The 24,481-nt window shown below is 52.3% G+C and carries 23 protein-coding genes and 1 pseudogene; 9 read left to right on the forward strand and 15 right to left on the reverse strand.

Annotation, left to right across the window (positions count from 1 at the left end; translation table 11 throughout):
* Positions 1–199, forward strand: a pseudogene (locus BLW97_RS10075) (EamA family transporter); the annotation flags it as partial.
* A gap of 28 nt (positions 200–227) precedes the next feature.
* Here the strand turns inward: BLW97_RS10075 and BLW97_RS10080 are convergent.
* From BLW97_RS10080 to BLW97_RS10125, 8 genes are all read right to left on the reverse strand, one after another.
* Positions 228–755, reverse strand: a complete 528-nt coding sequence (locus BLW97_RS10080; protein ID WP_024895191.1) for a carboxymuconolactone decarboxylase family protein — start codon at positions 753–755, stop codon at positions 228–230.
* A gap of 177 nt (positions 756–932) precedes the next feature.
* Positions 933–3,977 carry an efflux RND transporter permease subunit gene (locus BLW97_RS10085; protein ID WP_075323063.1) on the reverse strand — a complete coding sequence of 1,015 codons (3,045 nt, stop codon included), beginning with the start codon at positions 3,975–3,977 and terminating at the stop codon, positions 933–935.
* A complete protein-coding gene (locus tag BLW97_RS10090; protein WP_031574163.1) occupies positions 3,977–5,017 on the reverse strand; it encodes an efflux RND transporter periplasmic adaptor subunit in 1,041 nt (346 codons plus the stop codon). The genes BLW97_RS10085 and BLW97_RS10090 overlap by 1 nt, the downstream gene beginning before the upstream one ends.
* Positions 5,014–6,363 carry a TolC family protein gene (locus BLW97_RS10095; protein WP_075323064.1) on the reverse strand — a complete coding sequence of 450 codons (1,350 nt, stop codon included), beginning with the start codon at positions 6,361–6,363 and terminating at the stop codon, positions 5,014–5,016. Before BLW97_RS10095 ends, BLW97_RS10090 begins: the two co-directional genes overlap by 4 nt.
* A gap of 461 nt (positions 6,364–6,824) precedes the next feature.
* Positions 6,825–6,974, reverse strand: a complete 150-nt coding sequence (locus BLW97_RS18730) for an addiction module protein (RefSeq protein WP_158025158.1) — start codon at positions 6,972–6,974, stop codon at positions 6,825–6,827.
* A 38-nt stretch (positions 6,975–7,012) separates the two neighbouring features.
* Positions 7,013–7,510 carry a hypothetical protein gene (locus BLW97_RS10110; protein WP_075323066.1) on the reverse strand — a complete coding sequence of 166 codons (498 nt, stop codon included), beginning with the start codon at positions 7,508–7,510 and terminating at the stop codon, positions 7,013–7,015.
* Between the two features lie 101 nt (positions 7,511–7,611).
* Positions 7,612–8,358 carry a TIR domain-containing protein gene (locus BLW97_RS10115; RefSeq protein WP_075323067.1) on the reverse strand — a complete coding sequence of 249 codons (747 nt, stop codon included), beginning with the start codon at positions 8,356–8,358 and terminating at the stop codon, positions 7,612–7,614.
* A gap of 358 nt (positions 8,359–8,716) precedes the next feature.
* Positions 8,717–9,154 carry a hypothetical protein gene (locus tag BLW97_RS10125; protein ID WP_075323069.1) on the reverse strand — a complete coding sequence of 146 codons (438 nt, stop codon included), beginning with the start codon at positions 9,152–9,154 and terminating at the stop codon, positions 8,717–8,719.
* A gap of 153 nt (positions 9,155–9,307) precedes the next feature.
* Here BLW97_RS10125 and BLW97_RS10130 point away from each other — a divergent pair, with 153 nt between their 5' ends.
* Genes BLW97_RS10130 through BLW97_RS10140 form a run of 3 tightly spaced genes read left to right on the forward strand, consistent with a single transcriptional unit; the run spans position 9,308 to position 10,332 of the window.
* Positions 9,308–9,727 (forward strand): phage integrase N-terminal SAM-like domain-containing protein, encoded by a 420-nt coding sequence (locus BLW97_RS10130; protein WP_075323070.1) that lies wholly within the window; start codon positions 9,308–9,310, stop codon positions 9,725–9,727.
* A gap of 51 nt (positions 9,728–9,778) precedes the next feature.
* Positions 9,779–10,018 carry a type II toxin-antitoxin system ParD family antitoxin gene (locus BLW97_RS10135; RefSeq protein WP_075323071.1) on the forward strand — a complete coding sequence of 80 codons (240 nt, stop codon included), beginning with the start codon at positions 9,779–9,781 and terminating at the stop codon, positions 10,016–10,018.
* Positions 10,018–10,332 (forward strand): type II toxin-antitoxin system RelE/ParE family toxin, encoded by a 315-nt coding sequence (locus BLW97_RS10140; protein ID WP_075323072.1) that lies wholly within the window; start codon positions 10,018–10,020, stop codon positions 10,330–10,332. The genes BLW97_RS10135 and BLW97_RS10140 overlap by 1 nt, the downstream gene beginning before the upstream one ends.
* On the opposite strand, the gene BLW97_RS10145 is transcribed toward BLW97_RS10140, so the two are convergent.
* The 6 genes from BLW97_RS10145 to BLW97_RS10170 all read right to left on the reverse strand — a co-directional run bounded on the left by BLW97_RS10145 (position 10,329) and on the right by BLW97_RS10170 (position 16,965).
* The gene (locus BLW97_RS10145; RefSeq protein WP_075323073.1) at positions 10,329–11,636 is read right to left on the reverse strand and encodes an ATP-binding protein; all 1,308 of its coding nucleotides are present in this window, start codon (positions 11,634–11,636) and stop codon (positions 10,329–10,331) included. The genes BLW97_RS10140 and BLW97_RS10145 overlap by 4 nt on opposite strands.
* Positions 11,633–12,295 (reverse strand): response regulator transcription factor, encoded by a 663-nt coding sequence (locus tag BLW97_RS10150; protein ID WP_031574181.1) that lies wholly within the window; start codon positions 12,293–12,295, stop codon positions 11,633–11,635. The genes BLW97_RS10145 and BLW97_RS10150 overlap by 4 nt, the downstream gene beginning before the upstream one ends.
* A 78-nt stretch (positions 12,296–12,373) precedes the next feature.
* Positions 12,374–12,685 (reverse strand): PepSY domain-containing protein, encoded by a 312-nt coding sequence (locus BLW97_RS10155; RefSeq protein ID WP_010642165.1) that lies wholly within the window; start codon positions 12,683–12,685, stop codon positions 12,374–12,376.
* A 91-nt stretch (positions 12,686–12,776) separates the two neighbouring features.
* Entirely contained in the window at positions 12,777–13,358 is a 582-nt protein-coding gene (locus BLW97_RS10160; protein ID WP_075323074.1) for a cytochrome b/b6 domain-containing protein, read from the reverse strand.
* Positions 13,359–13,462: 104 nt separating this feature from the next.
* Entirely contained in the window at positions 13,463–14,539 is a 1,077-nt protein-coding gene (locus BLW97_RS10165; protein WP_143214869.1) for a YncE family protein, read from the reverse strand.
* A gap of 83 nt (positions 14,540–14,622) precedes the next feature.
* Positions 14,623–16,965: a TonB-dependent receptor gene (locus BLW97_RS10170; protein ID WP_065958091.1), complete on the reverse strand. Its 2,343-nt coding sequence runs from the start codon at positions 16,963–16,965 to the stop codon at positions 14,623–14,625.
* A 315-nt stretch (positions 16,966–17,280) separates the two neighbouring features.
* On the opposite strand from BLW97_RS10170, the gene BLW97_RS10180 reads away from it, so the two are divergent.
* Positions 17,281–18,105 (forward strand): winged helix-turn-helix domain-containing protein, encoded by an 825-nt coding sequence (locus tag BLW97_RS10180; RefSeq protein ID WP_031574190.1) that lies wholly within the window; start codon positions 17,281–17,283, stop codon positions 18,103–18,105.
* Positions 18,106–18,188: 83 nt separating this feature from the next.
* A complete protein-coding gene (locus BLW97_RS10185; RefSeq protein WP_242947789.1) occupies positions 18,189–19,814 on the forward strand; it encodes a multicopper oxidase family protein in 1,626 nt (541 codons plus the stop codon).
* 10 nt (positions 19,815–19,824) lie between these two features.
* Here the strand turns inward: BLW97_RS10185 and BLW97_RS10190 are convergent, their stop codons facing one another.
* A complete protein-coding gene (locus BLW97_RS10190; RefSeq protein ID WP_226860365.1) occupies positions 19,825–20,766 on the reverse strand; it encodes a hypothetical protein in 942 nt (313 codons plus the stop codon).
* A gap of 190 nt (positions 20,767–20,956) precedes the next feature.
* Here BLW97_RS10190 and BLW97_RS10195 point away from each other — a divergent pair, with 190 nt between their 5' ends.
* The 3 genes from BLW97_RS10195 to BLW97_RS10205 all read left to right on the forward strand — a co-directional run bounded on the left by BLW97_RS10195 (position 20,957) and on the right by BLW97_RS10205 (position 24,467).
* On the forward strand, positions 20,957–21,631 hold the full coding sequence (locus BLW97_RS10195) for a heavy metal response regulator transcription factor (RefSeq protein ID WP_075323077.1): 675 nt from the start codon (positions 20,957–20,959) through the stop codon (positions 21,629–21,631).
* The gene (locus BLW97_RS10200) at positions 21,609–23,051 is read left to right on the forward strand and encodes a heavy metal sensor histidine kinase (RefSeq protein WP_075323078.1); all 1,443 of its coding nucleotides are present in this window, start codon (positions 21,609–21,611) and stop codon (positions 23,049–23,051) included. Before BLW97_RS10195 ends, BLW97_RS10200 begins: the two co-directional genes overlap by 23 nt.
* A gap of 99 nt (positions 23,052–23,150) precedes the next feature.
* Positions 23,151–24,467: a TolC family protein gene (locus BLW97_RS10205; protein WP_075323079.1), complete on the forward strand. Its 1,317-nt coding sequence runs from the start codon at positions 23,151–23,153 to the stop codon at positions 24,465–24,467.
* The last annotated feature ends 14 nt before the right edge of the window (positions 24,468–24,481 follow it).

Genomic DNA, 24,481 nt, shown 5'->3' on the forward strand with positions numbered 1-24,481 from the left:
TCTGGATGAACGCCACGATCATGTCCATTCCCATGAGGCCATGGATCATGCCCACATGCATATCCATGACGTCCATCACCAACACGCCCATGCCTTTCCGGTTGCTCCAGGAACCCGCCATGCGCATCCGCATCATCACGAGCCCCTCACCCACAGCCACCCTCACGTGCCGGACATGCATCATTTACACAAGCACTAAATCGCGCTAGCCATAGATTTTCAGGAGGCTACAAAGGTGCCACCCGAAACGTTTCAAAGAGAATATCTACGGCAGTATGCTGGGCACCGTGGGCAACAGCGTCGAAAATGTCCTGATCCGTCCAGCCTTCCTGGCGCAGTTGGTCAACCTCAGCATCTTTGACAGCATGAGGATTTCTCACCGCACGGACCACATAATCCAGCAACAGATTTTCGCGCTCGGCCAAGGGACCATTACGGGGATTTTCGAGGGCTTTCTGGATAGCCTCGGGCGAGATTCCGGCATTGACCAGCAGCGACTGATTGAAACCAATGCAAAACTGGCAGTGTCCATCTTCTGAGAGGATATAACGCAGCAATGCCAGAAAGTTAGCCGAAAGGCGTGGATGCTGTCCGAAATACCCCAATAACTGCATTTGAATGGCCAGCAATTTGGGGCTGACACCAAATAATTGCAGGCCTTCCGGGACGCCTCCGAAAGATTTCTCAATGGCCGCATAGAGTTCTGCCAGCTCGCCGGTGGCTTCCGAAGGTGGGGTAAGGGTAAGTGTGGTCATGACCATTCTCCTCTGTTAGATAATGAAAACATAAGGTACCAACTGTCCGGTATGTTGTCAAAAGCAACAAAGAACCAAGACATACCTGAGGGACTAAAATATTGTTTAGCGACCCGCGCATGGTAGTAGCATCATGACTCCCTTTCACAAGGACGGGCCTTTCCCTGAACCAATGGATCAGTGTATAACGCGCACTGATCCCTTTTTAGAAAGTCTTTCCAGCCACGCGTAAATTCCAGGCATCACCAGCAGTACCAGAGGAATTTCAGCCAGCAATCCGGAAATAATGGCGATGGCCAAAGGTGCCTGCATTTGTGCCCCGGCACCCATCCCCAAGGCCAGCGGCATGAGGGCCAAAATGGCGATAATGGCCGTCATCAGCACCGGCCGTAGCCGCGCCTTACCAGCCCGAACCAGTTCATGGGACTCCGCAGACTGCGCTTCCGCAAAAAAGAAAATCGCCGTTTCCGTGACAATGCCAACAATCATGGTCATCCCGATCATGGCGGTAATATTACGCTCAGTGCCGGTCAGCCACAGGCCGATAAACACACTGCCCAAAGCCAGAAGAGCCGTAGCGAGAATACTCAGGACCACGGTAAAACGCTCGTAGAGAAACAGCAGCAATACCGTCACCAGCAGAATGGCCGCCAGCAGCACCAGCGCCAGTTCGCGCATGGACTGTTGTTGTTCGCGATACAATCCGCCATATTGCAGGTAGACCCCTCGGGGTAACTGCAGGTGGGCCAGACGGACCTTCACCTCGCCCATCACCGTACTCATCGCCCGCCCCTCAATACGGGCTGTCACTGCCACCATGGGTTTGAGGTTTTCGGAGTTCAGTTCCGCCTGCCCGGATTGCATCCGAATTTCGGCCACCTGCCCCAGGGTCAGATAATGCCCATCGGGGGCAATTATGGGGAGTTGTCGCAGGCGATGGATTTCACTCCAGAGTGCATGGGGCGCACGAACGCGGACCCCGATCATTTCCTGGCCTTGGGGTATTCGGCTGACCACGCGGCCCGCCATCAAGGTTTGCAACTGGCTGCTAACCTGACTGGGAGTCATTCCCGCCAGGGCGGCCTTCACTGGATCCACATGAATATCAACGGCGTCACCGGCAATGATAATCCCATCAAAAACCTCCACAACACCCGGCACCTGCCGGATTTGTCCAGCCACTTGCCGGGCCATTTTTTGCAGCGTTTGGGGATCCGCACCGAAGAGCTTGATTTCGACAGGCTGAGGGACGGCGGTTAAATCTCCGATAAGATCTTCCATCAGTTGCCCCGTTTGCACCCGCAACCCCGGAACCTGATTATGAATCTGCGCACGAACGCCCTGCATCACCTGCCATATGCTGTGCTGTCGCTGCGCCTTGAGGCGGATGAAAAAGTCTCCGGTGTTGGCTTCGGTGATGCCGCCGCCCAACTGCAGACCCGTGCGCCGTGAATAACTGGCCACATCCCGATTCTGGGCGAGAATCTGCTGTACCTGATCCAGCAGTCGATCCGTTTCCGCCAGAGAAGTGCCGGGAGCAGCGGTATAATCCAGCACGAAGCCCCCCTCGTCCATCGCGGGCATGAAACCACTGCCCACCTGGGTATAGGACCATCCTCCCAACAGCAAAAAAGCCAGCACAATCAAAGATAAAAACAATGGCCGCCGCAACAGTTTTTCCAGATAATGCCCATACATGCGGCTGAACCAGGCCAAAAAACGGCCCTGATGTTCGGCCTGCTCGGCATCCCGGGGTCTCAGGAGTAGATCGGCGAGGAGGGGCACCGCCAGATAAGCCACCAGAAAGGACACCAGCAGGGCCGCTGCAATGGAAATGGCCAATGCCTGAAAAAAAGCACCGGTAACCCCGGATAAAAAGGCCAGGGGTATAAAAATGATAATGGTTGCTGCCGATGAGCCCGCCAGGGGTTTACTCATTTCCAGGGCAGAATGCAGCACGGACACCGGCTTACCTTCACTGGGGTTATCGGTAATGCGGCGCATGATGTGTTCGAGCATGACCACAGCATCATCTACTACCAGGCCCACAGCTGCCGCCATGCCCCCCAGCGTCATGATGTTAAAGCTCTGGTGCAACACATAAAGGATCAGCACGCTGGCAAGGAGCACACTGGGCAGCACGATGGCCACAATGAAGGTCAGCCGCAAATTTCGTAAAAACACCAGCAGCACCAGAGCGGCCAAAGCTGCGCCGATAAAAATGGCATCCCGCACACTGGATGCTGCAGCGGTAATCAACTGACTCTGATCGTACCAGGTACTCAGCTTTATCCCTGCCGGAATACTCTTGGCATCCTTGCGCAGCAGAGTCCGGATATCCTGATCAATGGCCACCGTATTGGCACCCATCTGTTGCTTGATATTGACCAGCACAGCGTTTTTGCCATTGGCCGTTACTGTGGTCCACTGAGGTGCGGTTCCTACCCGGACCTCGGCAACATCGGCCAGGTCCACGACCCCGGCCGTGCCGGTCTTCAGTACGATATGACGGATATCCTGCACATTTTTCAGGGGGCTTTCACTCAGAATCTGATAGAGGCGGTAATGTCGTTGCAATCGACCCACGGCGGTAATGACATTGCCGTTACTCAGTGCCTGCTCCACTTCTGTCAAACGCAGCCCATAACTCTGCAGACGCATGGGATCCACCACCACCTGATATTCCTCACGCGCCCCGCCCTGCACTTCGACCTGTGCCACACCGTGGATAGCCAACAGCAGCGGCCGCAGGTCATATTCGGCATAGCGACGCAGGGCGACCGGATCCAGACGATCCGAGGTCAGCGACAGACCCAGCACCGGAAACACCGTCGGATCCATGCGCCGCGCCGTAAACCGGGTGTCTGGCGGCAAAGCGGGCAATACCTTGTTGACCGCCGATTCCGCCTGCAACAGCGCTTCGGTCATATTGCTGCCCCAGGCGAACTGTACGGATACATCGGCGGCACCACGCGCCGTGGTAGAACGAATGCGCTCGACACCGGGAACCGCCCGCAAGGCCTGTTCCAACGGCCGGGTGACCGCAATTTCCGTCTGTTGAATGGGCATGTTCCCGGAATTTACCGAGACTTCGATCCGTGGGAAAACCACATTGGGAAACAGGGCCACCGGCATTTTCATGGCGGCCATCAGACCCGCCAGGACCAACACCAGCAACAGGAAAAGCATGGAACGCCGATGCTGCAGCAACCAGGCACCCATCAGGATTTCCCTTCTATCCGCAAGGCCATGCCGTTTTTCAGCTCATAGTTGCCGAGACTGACCACCGAATCCCCCGCGCTCAGCCCTTGGTTGACCGCAATCCAGCCACCCTGCTGCCAACCGGTTTTCACCCAGCGTTTTTGAGCTTTACCCGCCACGTCTACGAAACAATAGGATCTACCGCCCTGCTGAAGAACCGCACTGTCCGGAACCGCCACAGCCTTTTGTCGATGTAGAATAATTTCCGCCTGCAGCATGGCACCCGGCATTAAATCGGGACTTGCAGGCAAAGGGACCACCACCTGGGCCAGTCGGGTTTGTGGATCGATCTGACTATAAATCTGCCGGATTTTCCCCTGCACCGCTGCCTGCCCTCCATATACCGGGAGCAGCTGCACGGAATCTCCCACCTGTATGCGCGCCAAATCTGCCGGCTCTACCCCCAACAACACCCGCAGGGCATTAGCCGTACTCAAACTGAGCAAAGGCTGACCAGCGGGGACGAGGTCGCCCTGATGGACATGTACGATAGTCACCACCCCGTTGATGGGCGCAGAGACTTGTCCTTTTTGCAGTTGCTGCAGCCGCAACTGGATATCCTGCAAGGCGGCCCGCGCCCGGGCCAGCGATTGATCGGCCGCCTGCAGTTGGCTATTGGTCGCCAGTTGGCGCTGGCGCAGGCTTGCCACCCGTTGCTGGTCGGCAATGGCGAATTTCAGGGCAATTTCCGCCTGTTTCCGTTGCAGTTGATCGCTGACCGAAGCCTGTATCTGCAGCAAAGGTTGTCCTTGCCTGACCCTCTGCCCGGCAGCCACCAACACCTGATTGACCAGGGTTTCAGCTGGCAGCACGATGGTCCTGCCATCTTCCGGCGCAAACTCTACGGTACCGTAGACCCGCAGCTGATCGGCCATGTACATCATGCGCGCTGGCGTAACTTTTACCAGAGCGGAAACCTCTGCCCCGGCAGATCCCGCAAACAGCAAGCACAGGCAGCATCCCCAGGCCAGAATTTTTCCGCCCGAAAACCGTGTTCTCATTTCTGACTCTCCCAATCTGCATAAGGTACTCCAACCGCCATTTCCAGAGCGGCCTGCTGGGCGGCATAGGACTCCTGCAGCGCCAGTAATTGCAGACGCTTCGCCAGGGACTGGCTACGTATGGTTTCATAATCCAGCAAGGTCACGTCATGTTCGGCAGCCGCCTTGCGTAAGCGGTTTTCGGCTTTCTCCAGTTCCGGAACCTGTTGCTGCAGAGGCAGGATTTCCTGGGCCAGACGGTGGAGGTCCGTCACCAGACGGTAAATGTCAGCGCGGGTCTGAAACAAACGGGCGGCATAGGCTGCCCGCAGTTGAGTACGGGTAGCCTCGCTTTCGGCAATGGCCCCGCGATTCCGGTTCCAGAGGGGAATATCCAGGGTCAAACTCGGGCTGTAGCTTTGTATATTGGAAGTATCAGCAGCCTTTCCAAAACCGATGGTGAAACCCGGATATTGACCCAGAATAGCCCGCCGTACCCGGGCTTCCTGTGCCTGATAACCGGCCCGCAGGGCCACCAGGTCCAAGCGGCGCTGGTCGGCCAATTTCACTAATGACGCCGCATCGGGCAACTTGGCCCAGAGTTGCGGAGACCGCATACGGAGTCGCATTTGGGGCGGAAGACCAATGGATTGGTTGAGTTTCTGGCGCGTATCCGTGACTTGTCGACCTAAGGCCAAAGCCCGATCCTGACTATCCAGCCAGGCAATTTGCCGCAGTGAAGCGGTAGTGATGGTGGTATCACCCAGACGTAAATTTTTAGCAGCGGCTTGATACAATTTCCCGGAAGTCCTGGCCGCTGCTGCCGCGACCGCTTCCTGCGCCTGCAAATAATAAAGCTGACGGGCAAGTACGCGCGTATTACCGGCTTGCATCCACTCCTGCCAGGCAACCTGATATTGCACGGATTTCTGCTGGGCGCGGGCAATATCCAGATTAGCTGAGCGGGTAAACAGACTGGCGAGGCTCCAACTCAAACCCATGCTATAGGCATTGTAATAACCGGCTGCAACATTACTGGGCAAGTCCGCACTGAGTGACAATTGGGGATCGGGAAGCAGACCGGCCGCGAAAACCTGGGCCTGGGCGACCCCCAGATTGGCCCGCATGGCTCGCAACTGCGGGTTGAGCAACACCGCAATGGTTCCAAGATCCTTCCCGGAAAATGGTCCCTGCAAATCCATTGACTGGACATGGGAGTACATCCGCGCCAATGCCGCTGCCATTTTCTGATGCAGATCCTGCCTGGAGGACAGATGCTCAGGCAAAGGCGCTGCCTGATAATGCGCGCATCCTGTCAGCAGTAACAACAGGCTCGCCGTGCAGGCGAACCATAATCGTAATGCCATAAATCCAATGCTCCCTGAAGGTTGAGAACGCTTAATCGAGGTGTCTATCAACCACCCGGCGTCTGTCCATCAGTATGTCATGACGGAATTAGGCGAAACTTAGGATGAGGATTTCCAGTGCGCCGTGAGTCGTAGTCACCATGTTGCAGATACAGACCATCTTTGGCGTCGAGATGGTCTCCAGCGCGCTAAAAATATTCGAATTGCTTGGTACAAAATTGGTAGTGCAGAGCGCGGATAATTTTCACAAGCTACGCAAAAAGGGAATTACCATCAGAAAGACTGCCGATGTAATAATTGCATCGTTTTGCATTGAACATCACCTCCCCCTGCTGTTTTCAGATAAAGATTTCAAATCTTTTGTAGAACACCTCGGCCTACGTAATGCAATTTACATATAACGTGCAGCTTGAGGGATGCGCCGCTGTTAGCGCTTAGTGCCGGTGGAGTCACAACGAGCTTCACTTCAGTGCTGCACGAACCTGCGCCAGAGCGTCAGCAATCGGAATGACTTGCAACACCCCACTTTCGATGTCAGCAATTCTGCGCTCGGTTTCGGCGGCCCACGCTTCCTCAATCTCGGCCGGAGCGCGAAGCGCGGAGGGAACCAAAAAGCGCAGCTTTTTGGCTGTCCCGCTCGACTGCCGGGTTAGCTGTCCTGGCGGTCATTTTTCTTGAAAAGCCTTATACGATCTTTCTCAGATTGGGCGAAAAAGAACCACGCAAAATAACCAATGACTACCAAGAACAGCATGACACCGGTTCGTGCCCAGAAACTTGGTGTGTCGGCGAGAATTAGCAATGCAGCGACAGCGAGAGCAAAGCACGTAAAGAAGAATGCAACCAGATAGCCGTTAATCATGAACACGATGGCAAAGAACTTCGTCAGTCTCGGATATGGCTCCGGAAGTTCTAGATTTTTTGCAGCCTCCTTTGCAATGATTTTTCCAACCTCTCCGGTCTTCTTGGCGGCCACACCAATGATTCGATAAAGCTCTTTGAACTGCTTGTTGAAGAGAATTTTCAGGATTGCCCACAGCAGAAGCAGAAACACTAAAACCCAAAACGTTGTTTCCAAGTACTGGCGGAGACTCTCCGGCGCTTGCTGGATAAGTGAAAACCAGTTCTTCAATTCCGACAGTGACATGCGATCTCCTGACAGCTAACGTAGAGCTAACCGGCGCTGCGCAGCCTTATCGCGCAGCGTCCAGCGACCGAAGGGAGCGAGGTTGAGCGCCGGGTTATGCATTAACTGGACGCATGGGTGATCTTGTCAGGGCTAAGGATAAATCCAGATTCCTTGAGGCGATTCGCGAGCCGAGGCACAGTTTCTTTAACATGATTGTTGAAGGCGATGTAAAGAACTCCATCGGCATCAGATGGCTTTTCGAGATGCCCCTTCACGAGAATCGCCATGTTCTTTCTGCCGATTGATGAAATGAGCATTCCCATTTCAAGAACAACATTCTGTCGCGCTCTGGGTTGCACAGAATCTTGCCCTTTAGCAAGGGCATATCCCATGTCATCTGGGGTCATGAGCACAATGCCAAATGCTGTCGAAGCGTTCTTGCCGATTTTTGCCTCAAGGGCTTCTATGATCGTTAGACCATGCCCCCCTGTATTGGCTAAGACATATGGGTCTAGGCCCAGCTTGTGAAGTACTAGTTCCAGTTGCTCACGTGCAGAATCATCGTGGCCGTGAACGATAAATACCTGTTTAGGCAAAACGGCCGCTGCATTGGGTGCGCCGTCAACCGCCACAGGCACCGCTGAAGCCTGTGGCGTTCCGTTGTATTGATCGAAATCTGTTTCAAATTTCTGTTTGATTGCTGGGCTTCCCTGAACTTGCAACGTGCCGTTTGGGAAGAGATTCAACGTCTCGCCCTCTTTGGTCTTTATCTGGTGCATGTTCCCTTTGTCAACGCAGCTAGTGACATTTCTACCCATGCTGGTGACTACAGTTTGAAGATCTTCAATGGGCCCATCGTATTTCATGCAGCCTCCTTCTTTAATGCATAACGCAAAGTTGAGGGGCGCGCCGCTTTTGGCGCGTCCCTCTCGAACGCCATGTTGGGCAGCACATTCAACTGTTTTTCAACACTATGAAAGTTGGCCGCCACAATTTGGACATTTTGCTTCCCCTCCGACAATACTCACGAGCCCGAATTGTGCGCCACATTTTTTACAACTAGCATTTGCGATAGCTGTAGTCTTTGGGCCGCCGGGCGCGGCGACCAATGGGCCGCCACAACCAGGGCAGACTGGCTTTCCGCCAACCGATGCATAGGTGCCAATTGTTGTTTTGCAACGCGGACAATGGTGGCCAAAGAACACATTCGTTTCCACTGGTGTGTTACTCCTTTTCTATTTTCCCGCAAACCTTTAACCCGGTGACACTCTTTGATGCGGTGGCTGTTGTTCGAATGTGTGTGCCAGGTTGCATCGTAACTGAACCACTGTTTTCTGTTATGTGAACTCCCACTACTGATTCTGCGCCATGGGCGGTAGTTTCGATTAAGCCTTGTAGCTGGACACCGCGTGTATTTGAATCTTTCGCTGCTTGAGAAATGGCTTCATCAATTTTGCACAACATTTCTAAGATGACATCTTGGGTTATTTTCTGTTTCTCTGCGTCTATGGCGTCGTCATGGCCCACGAATATTTTTCCAAGCGCACCCACCGGGTCGGCAAACGCGCCGAAAAGCGCCGCAATCGCATTACGGTTTAGAACATGTTTTTTCCTGCTCGTGAGCTGCGCATCAATCGCACGTTCAACCGTTTTCTTATCCATGGTGAGTTCCTATGAATTAGCTGCCCAACGTAATTTAGATTCTGAAATACTACCACCAAAGAATTGTCTAATACAATATTAGTAGTAATCAACATGCTGTATATTCATGATATTTCCCATTGCGCAATAATTTAACAGCCTAAAATTTTCCAGATGAAAAACACCCGACCAGATCCCAGCAACCCGCCCAAGCTTCTGGATCAGCTGCGCGCCCGCATCCGGACGATGCATTACAGTATCCGCACTGAAGAAGTTTATACCGATTGGGTGCGGCGTTTTATTTTGTTCCATCGGAAGCGCCATCCCCAAAATATGGGGGTCGCTGAGGTGGAGGCTTTTCTGAGTTACCTCGCCAATGAGCGTCACGTTTCGTCATCCACTCAAAATCAGGCCAAGGCAGCTCTGCTTTTTTTGTACAAGCAGGTGCTGAATATAGATCTGCCCAGGTTGGAAAACATTACCAATGCCAAGCCTTCGCAGCATCTGCCCGTAGTGCTTACACCTATTGGATTGGCTTTTGGCTTCGATGTACGAGCTGTGCGGAGTTGTGAGGCGGCGGGATTGACTTGTTAAGCGCCTACTGCAATATTTACCAATTATTGGTATTTTCTGGAGATTACCACAATGGCTAAAAACACCAGTGTTAGCTTGGGAAACCATTTCGATCAGTTTATTGCTGCCCAACTTTCTAGGGGCCGTTATGGCTCTGCGACAGAGGTGGTGCGAGCCGGTTTGCGTCTGCTTGAGAATGAAGAACAGAAACTGGAAGCGCTGCGCCAGTTGATTGCAGAAGGTCGAGCCAGCGGAACGGCTGCATACAGCTACGAAACTTTTATGGCTGAACTCGATAATGAATTGAGCTAATGGGCGTATTTGCCCTTACCCTTGCGGCTAAAAACGATTTGCGTGGAATTGCTCGATTCACAGAGAAACGCTGGGGAAGGGCACAACGCCTGCATTACCTGAAAGGCTTGGATGAAACTTTCAAAATACTGGCCGATTCGCCAAGACTTGGGAATCCCTGTGATTATATCGAACCTGACCTGCGTAAACATCCTTTTCAGAGTCACGTCGTTTTTTACAACTGCCGCTCCGAAGAGGAGATTCAAGTGATTCGTGTTCTTCATAAAAATATGGATGCTCAGTATAGAATGCTGCTGCGTCATAGCGAAACTTAGCCAGCTTTTTGACGGTAGATGAAATGCAACCCGGCGTGATCTGTCCGTGCTTGCAGGATAATTTGCCCGCCCATTTGTTCTGCAATACTGCGCACGATGCTCAGGCCCAAACCACTGCCGTCTCCTGCTGAACCGGGAAGCCGGTAAAAAGGATCAAATACGCGTTCTGAGGCCTCGGGCGGAATCCCCGGACCACTGTCCAGCACTTCCAGCAGCACTTCATTTTCCTCGCTGCGCACCCGCACGGTCACTTCGGAATGGTCCGGGCTGTAGCGCAGGGCATTATCCACGGCATTGCGCAACAGGCTGTAAAAGGCAGCGGAACTACCCTGCACGCGCAAAGGTTTTTCGGCATCCATGCCAAAATCTATTTTTTTCAGCTCCGCCAGCGGATAAAGATCTTCCACAACCTGACGGGCGACGGCGGTCAGATCAACCGGTTCTATCGTGGAAACGCCACTCTGCTGCCTGGCAAAACCCAGCAACTGATCCAACAAATGACGGGTCCGTTCCAAACCATCCTGTAGAGGCAGCAAACGTTTTCGACTTTCCTCAAGAGAATCCGCTCGCTGCAAATTTTGCACCTGGAGCGACAAGGCCGTTAGAGGCGTGCGTAATTCATGGGCGGCATCGGCAATAAAACGCCGCTCCTTAGCCAACAACTGCCGAATCCTTTCGAGCAGGCGATTCAGGGATTGTATAAACGGGACAATCTCCTCGGGTACCTGCTCCACAGGAAGCGGCGTGGGTCGGTCGGAATTCTGCTGATCCACGGCCTCGGCCAAAGCATGGATTGGAGCCAGACTGCGACGAACAATAATCCGTGCGAATATCACCAACAACGGAATCAGAATCAACAAGGGCAACAGGGTCAAACGCGCGCTGGCAAAAGCTGCATCACTGCGCAGATCGGTAGATTGTGCCACGGCCAGCGCCTTATCTGGTCCCAGACGCCGTACAAAAACCCGCCAATCCTGATCTTTGACAACAACCGTATGAAATCCCTGTGATAATTGCGGGGGCAGTTGCAAAGGAGTATCCAGCTTCCCACAATTTGATAAACATAACGGTTCAACGACAATACGCGCGTCCGGATCAATATCCACATGTCGTTGATCATAGCGGTAAGCATTCTGCCAGACCTGGGGAGGGACCAGTGCAGCAATCTGCTGCAAGGAAGCATCCTGATATTCCTGGGCTTCATTCAGGGATAAAAAGAAAGCCGCCAAACCGGCCAGCAAGCCCATACAGATAATGGCAATACCCAAGCCAATGGACAATTGCCGCTGCAAGGATTTTTTCATAATGGACGCGAAACCATCCAGCCCGCACCACGCACGTTTTTGATGACCTCCGCACCGAGTTTCTTGCGCAAAGCATGAATCAGGAAATCAATGCTGTTACTTTCTATTTCTTCGCCCCACCCATAGAGCCGTTCTTCCAGTTGTGCTCTGCTCAGTATCGCACCGGGGCGTAATAATAAAGCCTGCAGCAAGGCGAACTCCCGACGGCTCAGCAGCACACTGACCTCGCCAAGTTGCGCGATATGGGTACTTAAATCAAGCTGCAAGGATCCGCTGCTAAGTACAGGCGACCCCTGTCCACCCTGACGACGGATAATGGCACGCAAGCGCGCCAACAATTCATCCATGGCAAAAGGTTTGACCAGATAATCATCCGCCCCCAGGTCCAAACCCTCTATCCGGTCTGATAGGGCATCCCGGGCAGAAATAATAATGATCGGCAGATCACTACCCATTGCCCGCACTCGCTGCAGCACCGTACAACCATTCAGTTTGGGCAAGCCCAAATCCAGAAGAATGGCCTGATATTCCTGATTGGCAATGGCTTGCAGGGCCGTTTCACCATCACGCGTCCAATCCACAGCATAAGCGGCATCCCGCAGCGCAACAGAGATGGCTTCACCTATCATTCGGTCGTCTTCGACCAGAAGAATACGCATTTTGAGTGTCATCCCCCACAAACACAGACAAAACCCGCTCCAAAGAGCGGGTCAGCACCGATTAAAAACTATAAGGCCTTAATCCGCATGGTCACCCTCAACGGAGTTCTCCAGAATGGCACCAGTCATGGCATCAACACCGACTTCATGACTGACATGCCCTTTTTTGATCACGAAAGAATATCGCAATCCGCTGCCGCCTTTCTCTTTCTCCAGCTCCTGATCGGTGATGCTACCCGGATATGTCCGTAAAGCCGTTGCGCGTGCCTGGGCAATACTGATCTTCGCTTTTCCAGCCAATTCCTGGCCGGTAAAAGCATAAGCGCCAAAAGCAGACAGCAATAACACCCCGCCCACAATACCGCCCACCAACCGTATAGATATTTTCATGATTTTGCTCCTGTTACCTGCGTTAAATGATGGATGGATCCCATTGACCCCTTCCGTTTACGCACTATACCGCTCCGGTATTAGCCCAAAATTAGGGAATAAATATTCGCAAAATCCGTGGGGTACGCAATGCATGCAGCAGAGCCATAGCAATATGACCCCACCAGTAAGCCCATACCAGATTGGCAATCAGGGAATGGATGGCATGGGGAATGCCATAAGCATCGCCGGGCTTGACGCCGCCAGCCGCATAAATCATCACAAACATCACCACCCCCGAAGCCCCCATGGTGGAAATGGCCAGAAGACCCAAACCATGGACCAGGCCCGGTAATCCGCCACGCATACCCGCCGGGGGGAAAATACCGCGTGTCGCACCCTGAATATCTTTACCAATACGCTGCAGATAAACCCCATGATAGGGAAACAGATGGGCACGTAATTGAGCGTTCCCGGCAACAACCAGCCAGAACAGGATGATCACCAGGGTACTGGCCATCCCCACCCACATATGGGATACAAACAGAAAGTGCCGAAACGCTGAAATACCTACATGTTTCCAGATGGCTTTCATGTCCAGCTCGCTCATCAACTGAAAGGTGATGAACAGCGCCAAAAAAATATGCAGCCACTTGACACTGCGTGGCCAGGGTAAGCTATCTGATCCGTGCATCGATGAAACCCTTTTTATAAAATATCCGGTTGCTCGCTTAAAAAACGACCTGCTTATGGCAAGTCGTGAATTATAGCTATGACTAGCAACCGGAAGTCTATCCCTCAATCATGGACAGGCTGATATACATAAACCGCATGCGCCTCACCCACATAAACAAAAATCTTGTGATTACCGGGGTCTACCGCTCCAGTATGGGTCTTGCCATAACCGGTAGAGACAAAAGTAACCGGCTTCATGGTTCGGGCATTATAGACATTGAAGCCTTTGGCATTACTTTCAAAGGCATAAACCAAATGATAGGCTGGATCATAGGCAACCTGATCAATACCGGCTCGCGCAGGCAACTGCTTGAGCACTTTCAAATTGCCCGCATTAAAGACAAAAATCCGGGAACCCGTAGTGCCCACCCAAAGTGTATGGTTTTCCGGATCAATAATCTGTCCTTTGGTATAAGGATGAGCTTTTGTCGCTGAGACCGGAAAGTAAGGAGCAACATTGGTCTTGTCTTCAATTTGCCCGTTCAGCAAATTGATTTTTTCTTCCCAGGAATCATCCGGCATGTACAACAAATGCCGGGCACTGAGCAATACACCCAGATCAGGACCATGACCAGTTTCCGGATACAAGGAAATTTTCCCGACAAATTTGGGTGCTTTTCCCAGGGTATACACATCAATCCAGTTACTGTCATCCATGGCCACATAAAGGCGTCCCAATTTCTGGTCCACCCAGGTGCCATCAGCACCAGAACCTACCGTATCAAAGACATTAACCACCTTCCAGTCAGCCTTATTGACAACAAAAATTCTGGACTTTTTTTCAGGTACAGTATTATTGTCCGCGCCCGCCGAATGCTCCAGTTTATTGGATGTCCAATAAACGTATTGATGGTCAAAAGCCATACCATATGGACGGACAAGACCGTCACGAACCACCTTGACGAGTGCGTTCGTATCCGCATTGATGACCACGCCACCGGCATCGGTCTTTCCCATGGATACATAAACACAATGATTGGAAGGATCATAACTGACTGCATCACCACCTTGATCCGCGGTCGGCAATGGAATAACTTTGATCAGCTTAAATGTGCTTGTTCCGGCATTGGCAACGCCCAAAAATAGCAAAAAAATGGTCATTATCGAAAGCACATATCTGGCTAGTGCGGTTTTTTTCATGTGAATAATTTCCCTCAAATTACGTCCGAACAAGATCATTAAGCGAGGATGAAGAAATTTCCATCCACGCTGTATAGCGATTTTTAGAAGTCAGCAGAAATACTTCCATAGACAGTAAACGGGGCTCCGGGGAGAGCCAGCACCTGTCCTTGCGAATTTCCACCGAGCAAACCACCGGAAGTAACGTACTCAAACGGATTATAATGATTGTTGGTCACATTCAGCATATCCAGGTTGAGCTTCACGTCTTTCAGCAGAGGTACCGATCCATGGGTGGGAATTACGCTTTCCAGCCCGAGGTTCAGCGTGTCATAGGCGGGAATTTTCTGACTGCTGGGCATAACCGTATTGTTATTCCACATATTCTGGGCACCGGTATAGGTGTACCAGATGCTGGGCGACATCAGGATACCATCCAGAAAATAGCGATATTTGGCACCAATGTTAAACGTGCTTTCGGGAACATTAGATACCGGCAAGCCCTGATAACTGACGCCACCCGTCGTATAGTGTGCAAAAGTGGCTTTCTCGAAATTCAGGTTGGCAAAAACATGCACATTATAGAGGGGATCATCTTCCAGAGCGATGTTCACACCCTGGTAAATGGAGTCACCATCGGCGTCCCCGAGATAATTTCCATTAGCATCATAGGCGGCAACAAACTGGTTGCTGAAATGCAGATGATAAAAACTGAACATGGCAAAGAAATGGTGCAGATAATCCGCATCATTAAAATGCAATTTTATGCCGGCATTATAATCCGCACTATGTTCAAGGTTATACACCGGCCGGATACTCTGGTAGAGACCACCACCACCGCCAACCTGCGGTTCTTTGTAGGCCTGGGCATAACTTGCAAATACCGCCAACCATTGCAGCGGCTTCCAGTTGAAATCCACCGAGGGTTCCACCTTGGTAAAGCTTTTATTGGAAGCAGGCAGCTTGCCCTGATTGGTGCCTGTTGCTCCGGGTATATCTGCCCCCTGCGTATATTGGGTCTGATAATTGATAAAGCGCACCCCCGGAGTAATATGCAGATTATGCATGGGGCTGATGCGATCCTGCACAAATGCCGCCAGGTCCGTCTGGCTAAAAATATCATTCCGATAGGAATGATTGGGAAGCGCAAGAGAACCACCATCCGCCGGATTATAAAAAGCGTTTTTGGTATTATATTGGCTGTTCAGAAAGAAGCCGCCGAAGCTGACATCATTATAGGGAAGCTTGGCGGAAATCCACAACTTGTCTCCGTATACACTGTCATGAGGATTGTTGTATTCATAGAGATTGCCGGGATTACTCAAGCCGTAATTATTATAATGCTGATGCAAGCGATGGCCGTAGCGATACCAGATCATATTGTGCAAACCTAAGGTTTTGTCCAGCTTCTGATTCAGCTTGCTGTAAATCAACCAGGTCGTGTTGCTGTCATCCTTGTTCCAGATATCAAAGGGAATGGACGAATAAAAGCCGGTAGTTTTCTGGCTATATAATGGTCCCGTTGCGGCACCGGTATAAGTAACACCGGCAATAGGGTTGACCGGAACCGGAACCGGACGGTATCCGGACCCCTTGGCCAGATAGGCCCCCAATGAAAAATTCCCATCCGTATAGGTTTTTTTGGTTTTCAGAAACCAGGCATAATTGTAACTCGGATTCGCGAATCCATCGGGGCTTTGCCGGTAACTGTTACTGGATCCTGCGCCACCCGCCATAATGGTTGACCATCCGTCTATGCTGCCGGTACGGACATTGAACACAATATTCTTGGAATTATAGCTTCCATAGGTCATCTTGATGCTGGCGCCCGGCTGTGCCGTTGGCTGCAAAGGGACAAAGGCGATTTGGCCGCCAATATTGTTATACCAGCGATTCACCGGATTACCCGGCCCGTAGGTGATACCAATTCCCTGTAAAATTCCCGTTTGTGGGACTTGCGGACTTTCCCAAAGACCAGTGGATGGATTGACCATGGGAACGCCATCAAAAGTCACCGAGAGGTTACCGGCATCTATGACACTCCCGCCAAAACCACCCCAGCCCTGACTGATTCCATTGACACTGATGGATGTTTTGGTGGAGCCGGTATTTCCATATCCCGTCACATTTACGCCCGGTGCATAGGCTAATGCCTGAGCACTGCCGCCCACCGGTCCTGCAGCTGCAATTTGTTGTTTACCCAATACCTTTATGGACTGACCGGAGTCAAAACGGTGTTTCTGGGTGAGCGAATGTACTCCTCTGCTACCCAGAAAGGATTGAGAAGCAGCGGCCGCATTGACCTCTCCCACATTCACCGCTGCGTTGTCCTGACTGCTTACCGTGGCAGCAGTGATGGTATCTGCCATGACACTGGTAGCCGTCAACAACACACCACCAGTCACGAGGGCCAACACCAAAGGACGTAATGATACGGATTTACTCATGATTTTGTTTCTCCCTGTTTTATGTAGGCGTTAAGGACTGAGTCAGCCCTTGGTTTTGCAGCCGCACAATTTATCAGGGGAATATGTCAAAAAGATGACAATTTGATGACGATATTATGACCATTTTCATCATGCACACCCGGAAGAACACCTTAAAAAATGTCCTTATCATGGCAGATGGTTCCCGCATCTTTTCAGAAGCAAGCCGGGGAGAGCAGATTGTCATAATAATGTCACATTACCAAGCTACCATGTATGGATTCAAAAAGTGTGCACTCACCGACTGGTTTATCTGAACATTGCAGGAAAATACACATGTTTTTTCATTCTATAATCCCCTTCATTTCCGTTCATCTGCACTGGATTGTGGTGGAAGGACTGGCCTGGCTACATATGCCCACAGCAAAAAGCATGTTCAAAAGTGATCCGGATATTGTCGTGTTATCCCCGCAAAGTGATCACCATGAATCCAGACTGTTGCAAAGCATAAATCTTCATACCGCTTATATAGTTCAGACGGTAACATCCGCTCTGGATTGCGAAAAACTGCTGAATCATTCAAACAGACCCGTCCTCATCACCAATGGCTGGAATGATGAAATCAGGGAGTTACTGCTGGTCTTGCAAAAAAACTATGGATCCGATCTGCCATTTTTGGTCATGGCCGAGGCGAACAATGCGCTTCTGGGCAGCCTTGCCGAAGATGCCATTCACTCCGGAGCCCAGACTTTTATTCCCTGGAGCCTGGGTACGGCGCCTCTCTTGGCCTATCTGCACAGGTTGCTGGAACCGGTTCCATCATCAGACTGCAGCGCAGCAGAGCGGATCAAATCTACGCACATATCGATCAATCATAAGGCGCGGATAGTCAATATCGATGATCAGAAAATATATCTCCCCAGCAATTTGTACGTCCTCTTCTGCTGCATGGTCCAGAATCCCGGCGAAGCATTGTCTTATCAGCAACTTACACAAGCGCTGAAAAATGGCAGAAAAGTATTTATTGCCCCTAACACGCTGGTCGTAAAGGTATATCGGCTCAGACGCCTGTTTGAACATACCGGTTTACATCACTGGATGGAAACCGTTCCGGGATTCGGGTATCGCTATAGCGGCCCCAAAATACACATCATGGATTAGCAAGTTCGGCAGAGTATTGACCCTCAAGCCAACTCCAATGTTATGGTTCCACGGTCAATTATACCCACCAGGGAACGCCTGCCATGAGCAAACCCGCCAGCGCCGAACCATCCTCTGCGCTTCACATTTCCCGGCGTCAGTTTCTGACTTATGGTGCCGGCACTGCAGCGCTCCTTTCTCTGCCGTCTGCCGTGGCCATGAATATGAGTGGCATGAATATGGCCGGAGTGCATGGCAAATCCTCGCCATTACCCAAGCCGGTGTTTTCCGGCGCACTACCCATTCCGCCGGTATATACGGGAGTCATGGGGCGCGACAAGGTTCGGGAATTTCACTTGCACATGGCAGATGGTCATTCCGTTTTGAGTGATGGTCTCAAAACGGCCACCTGGGGTTATAACGGCGCTGTTTTAGGACCCGCCCTGCGCATCCCCAGAGGACAGCAGCTGCGGCTATATGTGCACAACCATCTTGATCAGAGCACAACCACACACTGGCATGGCGCCCATGTCCCCGGAACCATGGATGGTGGTCCACAAAGCCTCATCCTGCCGGGAAAAACATGGACCTACGGCTATACGATTGATCAGCCCGAAGCCACCCTCTGGTATCATCCTCACCCTGCCGGCAGAACCGGACCGCATGTATACGGGGGGCTGGCGGGTCTGTATCTGGTGGAGGACGGCACCGATCGGCGACTGGGTCTCCCCCACCATTGGGGGATAGATGACATTCCGGTTATCGTCCAGGACCGCCTGCTCGATGCGCAGGGCAAACTGGTTTATATGCCTCAGGCCATGGACGTCATGGGGATGAAGGGTAACCGCTTTCTCATCAATGGTCGCGAATCTCCCGTCCTGCATGTTCCGGCACAGTGGGTCAGATTACGCCTGCTCAATGCCTCCAATGCCCGCCTTTACAATTTTGCCCTGAGTGGAGATCGGGCGTTTTATGTCATTGCCAGTGATGCCGGCTATCTTGACGCGCCGGTGAAGGTGCAGAGATTGCTTCTGGCACCGGCTGAACGCGCCGAAATCCTCCTTGATTTGCGCTCACTTGCAGGCAATACATTGGCGTTACGCAGTGATTCTGCGGCGGTGGTTCCCGGACTCAGCCTGCATCCCATGGACAGTGATCATTTTGATCGCAGCAATTTTGATCTACTGGAAATTCATGTCGGTTCTGCCACAGGCCCAGCTGGACGCTTGCCCGATCACCTGGTAAGCATCCCCACCCTGCAGGCGGATGCGCCGTCGCGCCGTTTCGAGCTCAGGGGCATGCCTATGGACAAAATGTCTCTCGCCCAAAGGGCTCTGGAGAACGCTCTGCACAACGGTCCGGCGCAAATGTCCATGGGGATCGGTCGCCAACCGCTGTTTTCCATCAATAATCAGTACATGAATATGCAGGTCATCAATCAGCGTCTGCGCCTGGGAAGCACGGAAATCTGGGAGGTCTACAACGATGCGAAGATGGCCCACACTTTTCATGTTCATGGCACTTCGTTTCAGATACTGTCCCGCAATGGCAAGGCACCTCCTGCTTATGAAAATGGCTGGAAAGACACCTTGCTGATCCGGCGTGCTGAAACCATACGTTTTATTGCCCACTATGGGCAGCCCGCTCCCGACGACTTCCCCTATATGTACCATTGCCACATGCTGGAGCACGAGGACAATGGCATGATGGGGCAGTTTACCGTGAGCTGATCAGGCGGCTTCAGGCATCGCCGTCGCCCCTGCGCTGGGCACGGGGAGTGAAATAAACCCAGGCCGCCAGGAACAGGAAGGCAATGATATAAATGTTGGTGGTGCCCAGCACATCGCCTTTATTGGCCGTGCTGCCGGGCAGATAAGGCGCTCCCCATCCCTCGGCTGTTGTCCACACCCCGAAACTGTAGGCAATACCCACAGGAATAATCCAGCGCATACCCCGTCCGATGAGCAGAAAAAAAGCGATGATACTTTCCATGATGGCGGCGACGTAGCCGAAAAGTACCGGTCCTGCCAGGTTGATCACGGCAATCACGAAGGAAATGTAAGCAGCAATCCAGACGGGCTCTCCTGGAAGTGCCTGCTGCAAATAAGTCACGGCATTGTGCAGAAAATAGGGCTGCCACTTCCAGAATGCATCAAAAGCCCAAAGCAGACCGAAAAGAATCCGGGCAGTGTGCATGGCCGGGGCATACAAAGGCTTATGCGGCACCTTGCTCAAACTCAGACCTTCCCAGCTTCGGGACCAGATCACATAAACAAAGCACAGGGCATAGATAATCGCCGTGCCCGGATCTGTGGCCCCTTGGGTATAGGGTCCGCCAAATCCACCCACCGTACTCCAGAGCCAGAGGTTATACAGCACCCCTACCCCGGCCAGAAATGGCAAGCCCAGCCCGGTGATCAGGGCAACCGCCAGAATGGCATCCAGCCCTACCGTTCCATAAGCCACAGACTGTGGCCCTATGTGCTGCACCAGATTCGCCATCCAATGTCCATACTGGATGATCCAGTCAGGCTGTCCACTCACCCAGTCCGCATTAAAACTCCCCAGAAAGTGGGCTGCATAGGCTGGATTAAACTGTAACCAAGTGTTGATCAGCCAGACCAGGCCAAAAACGATACGAACAACGCCGAAAGCCAAGCGGCGTTTATGTTCCATGGACATTGAGGATTTCATAGTATCTCGGAATAGGACCATTAAGAGAGAGTTTATTGTATACATATTCTCCAAAAGGTCAAAAAATGACTTATTATGAAATATCCTCCTTTCCGCTCTTATCCGCAGAAAAGTTGTTAAGAGGATTAATACAGCGTATTTTTCCAACATTATTCTTGACTCATTTTGGCTTTTTCCCATGAAAATTCTGGTTATTGAAGATGAATCTAAAACGGCTGCCTTTCTCAAAAAAGGATTCAACGAGCTAGGCTATGTGGTGGATGTTGCCGACAATGGCGTGGACGGCCAGCACCTCGCCGAAATCGGCGAATATGAAGTGATTGTGCTCGACCTGATGTTGCCGCAGAGGGATGGCTGGTGGGTTCTTCAGGAAATCCGTAAAAGGCATCCCGATCAGCCGGTCATTCTGCTGACCGCCCTGGATGCCGTAGCCCAGCGCGTGGAAGGTTTGCGCCGGGGCGCAGACGACTATCTGGTGAAACCCTTTGCTTTTTCAGAATTACTAGCCAGAATTCACAGTATTCTGAGACGCAGTAATCTGCGTACGGAAGAGACCATTTATTACGCCGATCTGGAAATGGATCTGCTCCGCCACAAAATCTGGCGTGCCGCCACGCCCATAAACCTGGCCCCTCAGGAATTCCGCCTGCTGGCCTACCTCATGCGCTTTCCCGGCGAAGTGCTGACCCGCACCCGCATTGCCGAGCAGGTCTGGGATATGCATTTTGATAGTGATAGTAATGTTGTGGACGTTGCCATCCGCCGCCTGCGCCGAAAAGTGGACGATCCCTTTCCGGACAAATTGATCCATACTTTACGAGGGGTTGGCTATGTTCTTGAACTACGTCATTAAAATCTTAAAGCGTCCGGGGCGCTCCATGGCGGTCCGGCTCACCCTCTGGTACGCCCTGTTGAGCACCATCCTGATTGCGGTAGCGGGCGCTGCCCTGTACTGGATTCTGGCTGAACAACTGCGTGCGGCCGACAGCCAGATTCTTATCAGTAAAATCCATGCCATACATACGGCCATGCGCAACAGCACCGATCACTTTTCCGAACTGCTTCATGAAATACAGATGGAGTCCAATACTATTCGCGGGGTATACATCTGGGTAAGCCGGTCACAGGAGGGCATTATTGCCCGGGGTCGCAGTGATAATCCTCTCCTCGACAGCAACAAGCCCTTTGACCGCAAACCCAAGGCTTTCGAGCCCCAACAATGGCACTGGAAAGTTAAAAAGCATGAACATTTTCAAGTGATGGCGCAACGCTTTGCAGGTCAGCCAGCCAGTATCATTTACGTGGCTATCCGCACCAGCGAAAGTGAACACTTTCTGGCTTTCTATCGCTACGCGCTCGCGCTATCGATTGTTTTGGCGTTATTCATCGCGATACTGGCAGGGTATTTGATTGCCCGGCGTGGCTTGCGACCCGTCCATCAGTTGGCCAGCCTGGTGGACGAACTGAGCGCCAGCCAGTTGCATCGGCGCATTGCTGGAGATAACTGGCCCAGCGAACTCGCCACACTGGCCGAAAATTTTGACCGGCTGCTGGAAAGGCTGGAAGACTCCTTTGCCAGGATTTCCCGCTTCTCGGCAGACATTGCCCATGAGTTGCGCACGCCCATCCATATTTTACGCGGTGAGGGCGAGCTGGCACTCTCCAGGACCCGTAGCATCCCGGAATACCAGACCTGTATCGCCTCCGCCATGGATGAATATGAACGCTTGTCGCGTATGGTCGATGCCCTTTTGTTTCTGGCCCGGGCAGAACAGGATCATAACGCGCTGGATAAGCAACAGCTGGACATTCATCAGGAAATGGCCTCTCTTTGCAGTTTTTATCAGGCAATGGCGGATGAACAGGATGTTACCCTGAACAATGATGCTCAGGGATCCATCACTGCAAACTCTGATCTCCTGCGCCGCGCTGTCAGTAATCTACTGAGTAATGCCCTGCGTCATACGCCAGCCGGTGGCAGCATCCGGATTTATTGTGAACAGTCCCGCGAGCAGGTCCAACTGATTGTTAGCGATACCGGATCGGGCATCGCCGATGCGGATCTTGACCGGGTATTTGACCGTTTTTACAGCGCAGATGCCGCACGCATGCGGCGTGGACAGGGAACCGGGCTGGGACTGGCCATTGTACAATCCATCGTGCATCTACATGGGGGTAAGATCCGCTTAAAAAGCGTTGCCGGAAAAGGGACGACGGCCATTTTATCTTTCCCGATAATTTCTAAGGATAACAATGATGACAACATAAGATGACGATTTGGTCATCTTGCGGTCATCTTCTGGACATGCAGCAATGTCATAATAAAAAAACCGTCCCCATTCATAAACACATTTTACAGATAGTCGAGAAAAATGCTTTTTCAATTTATACCGAATAATCGTCAGTCTGCTGCCAAAAATTGGCTACTGGTTTTAAGCTTGGGCTGCATATCGATTGGCGCCCATGCGGCCCCTCTGACGCTCAACCAGGCTATTAACAGCGCCCTGCATAATCAGGCCCTCGTTCAGGCAAGCCAGCACCAACTGGAAGCGCAACAAGATCTCAGTCGCAGTGCCGAAGCCCGACTGCTACCCGCTCTTTCCCTGAATGCGGCCACTATCTGGACCCAATCCCGCTCCGGTCAGCCCGTTTTTGTCAGTGCCAATGGCGCACGGGAAATGCTGGGACAAATCCGTTTGCATGTTCCCATTTATGCGCCGCAAACCCGGGCACTCAGCAAACTGAGCGAAGATCGGGTCACTATTGAGCGCTTTCATCTGCTGCAAACCCGCCTGTCAGTGGCCGCACAAGTGAGTATGACCTATTACCGGCTGGCTCTGAGTAATAATATGATCGCCATCTGGCGACGCGCCCTCGTTACTGCCAGGCAAGTATTTCAAGCCACCCGGGATAGTTATGCTGCTGGTACCCGTTCCCGCCTAGCGCTGAAGCAGGCACAACTGAACCTGTTGCGCATCCAGAGCAAACTGAAACAAACCCTGGCCCAAAGTGTGGCCATACGCCAGGTTCTGGCCTTGCAAACCGGCCTTGGAAGCCATTTACCAACGCTGGCAAAAATCAGCACCCCACTCAAGCCGTTACCGGATTTATCCAAAATCCAGAGTCGAGCCATGCAGGCGCAGCCCTTACTCCGGACGGCTGATGCGCAAATTCAGGCGGCACACGCCCAATTGCAATTCCATCAAAGTGTCCGCTTACCGGTATTCAGTGCCAACGCCGCTTACGGAGTTGATACTGCGACCATACCGCATAGTGCGCAGTTAGGTTGGCAGGCCAGCCTCAGCCTGCAGATGCCCATTTTTGGCTTTGGTCGCAACCGCGATCAGATTGCAGCAGCCCGGGAACAGGTTGCGGCATTGCAGTCAGCTAAATCGGCTCTGCAAATGCAGATACGCAGCCGTCTGGCACAGGACGCCGGGACCGCCCGGGCGGCCAGCATTGCCCTGAAAGATGCCGGGGAAATCGAGCACAGTGCTCAGGCGGTGTACGACATGACCCGCAAGGGCTATCTGGCCGGTGCCGAGAGCGCATTATCCTTGCAACAAGCTGAAGATGCCTGGGTTCAGGCTCAGCTGCAGGCTACCAACGCGATGATTCGCGCCCGTTTAAGTCGCACGCAACTGATCCTGGACAGCGGCTTCCTGCCGGGACAGCGTGCATCCTCATGATAATCCACTCATGG

Source organism: Acidithiobacillus albertensis, assembly GCF_001931655.1.
Lineage (GTDB): Bacteria > Pseudomonadota > Gammaproteobacteria > Acidithiobacillales > Acidithiobacillaceae > Acidithiobacillus > Acidithiobacillus thiooxidans.

Bases quoted from the DNA above. Each gene is read 5' to 3' on its own strand.
- BLW97_RS10180 (WP_031574190.1), top strand. From the start codon at position 17,281: ATGTTTTTTCATTCTATAATCCCCTTCATTTCCGTTCATCTGCACTGG.
- BLW97_RS10170 (WP_065958091.1), bottom strand. From the start codon at position 16,965: ATGAGTAAATCCGTATCATTACGTCCTTTGGTGTTGGCCCTCGTGACT.
- BLW97_RS10190 (WP_226860365.1), bottom strand. From the start codon at position 20,766: ATGTCCATGGAACATAAACGCCGCTTGGCTTTCGGCGTTGTTCGTATC.
- BLW97_RS10150 (WP_031574181.1), bottom strand. From the start codon at position 12,295: ATGCGTATTCTTCTGGTCGAAGACGACCGAATGATAGGTGAAGCCATC.
- BLW97_RS10160 (WP_075323074.1), bottom strand. From the start codon at position 13,358: ATGCACGGATCAGATAGCTTACCCTGGCCACGCAGTGTCAAGTGGCTG.
- BLW97_RS10205 (WP_075323079.1), top strand. From the start codon at position 23,151: ATGCTTTTTCAATTTATACCGAATAATCGTCAGTCTGCTGCCAAAAAT.
- BLW97_RS10125 (WP_075323069.1), bottom strand. From the start codon at position 9,154: ATGGATAAGAAAACGGTTGAACGTGCGATTGATGCGCAGCTCACGAGC.
- BLW97_RS10130 (WP_075323070.1), top strand. From the start codon at position 9,308: ATGAAAAACACCCGACCAGATCCCAGCAACCCGCCCAAGCTTCTGGAT.
- BLW97_RS10145 (WP_075323073.1), bottom strand. From the start codon at position 11,636: ATGAAAAAATCCTTGCAGCGGCAATTGTCCATTGGCTTGGGTATTGCC.
- BLW97_RS10185 (WP_242947789.1), top strand. From the start codon at position 18,189: ATGAGCAAACCCGCCAGCGCCGAACCATCCTCTGCGCTTCACATTTCC.
- BLW97_RS10110 (WP_075323066.1), bottom strand. From the start codon at position 7,510: ATGTCACTGTCGGAATTGAAGAACTGGTTTTCACTTATCCAGCAAGCG.
- BLW97_RS10080 (WP_024895191.1), bottom strand. From the start codon at position 755: ATGACCACACTTACCCTTACCCCACCTTCGGAAGCCACCGGCGAGCTG.
- BLW97_RS10090 (WP_031574163.1), bottom strand. From the start codon at position 5,017: ATGAGAACACGGTTTTCGGGCGGAAAAATTCTGGCCTGGGGATGCTGC.
- BLW97_RS10200 (WP_075323078.1), top strand. From the start codon at position 21,609: ATGTTCTTGAACTACGTCATTAAAATCTTAAAGCGTCCGGGGCGCTCC.
- BLW97_RS10140 (WP_075323072.1), top strand. From the start codon at position 10,018: ATGGGCGTATTTGCCCTTACCCTTGCGGCTAAAAACGATTTGCGTGGA.
- BLW97_RS10135 (WP_075323071.1), top strand. From the start codon at position 9,779: ATGGCTAAAAACACCAGTGTTAGCTTGGGAAACCATTTCGATCAGTTT.
- BLW97_RS10155 (WP_010642165.1), bottom strand. From the start codon at position 12,685: ATGAAAATATCTATACGGTTGGTGGGCGGTATTGTGGGCGGGGTGTTA.
- BLW97_RS10085 (WP_075323063.1), bottom strand. From the start codon at position 3,977: ATGGGTGCCTGGTTGCTGCAGCATCGGCGTTCCATGCTTTTCCTGTTG.
- BLW97_RS10165 (WP_143214869.1), bottom strand. From the start codon at position 14,539: ATGAAAAAAACCGCACTAGCCAGATATGTGCTTTCGATAATGACCATT.
- BLW97_RS10095 (WP_075323064.1), bottom strand. From the start codon at position 6,363: ATGGCATTACGATTATGGTTCGCCTGCACGGCGAGCCTGTTGTTACTG.
- BLW97_RS10195 (WP_075323077.1), top strand. From the start codon at position 20,957: ATGAAAATTCTGGTTATTGAAGATGAATCTAAAACGGCTGCCTTTCTC.
- BLW97_RS10115 (WP_075323067.1), bottom strand. From the start codon at position 8,358: ATGAAATACGATGGGCCCATTGAAGATCTTCAAACTGTAGTCACCAGC.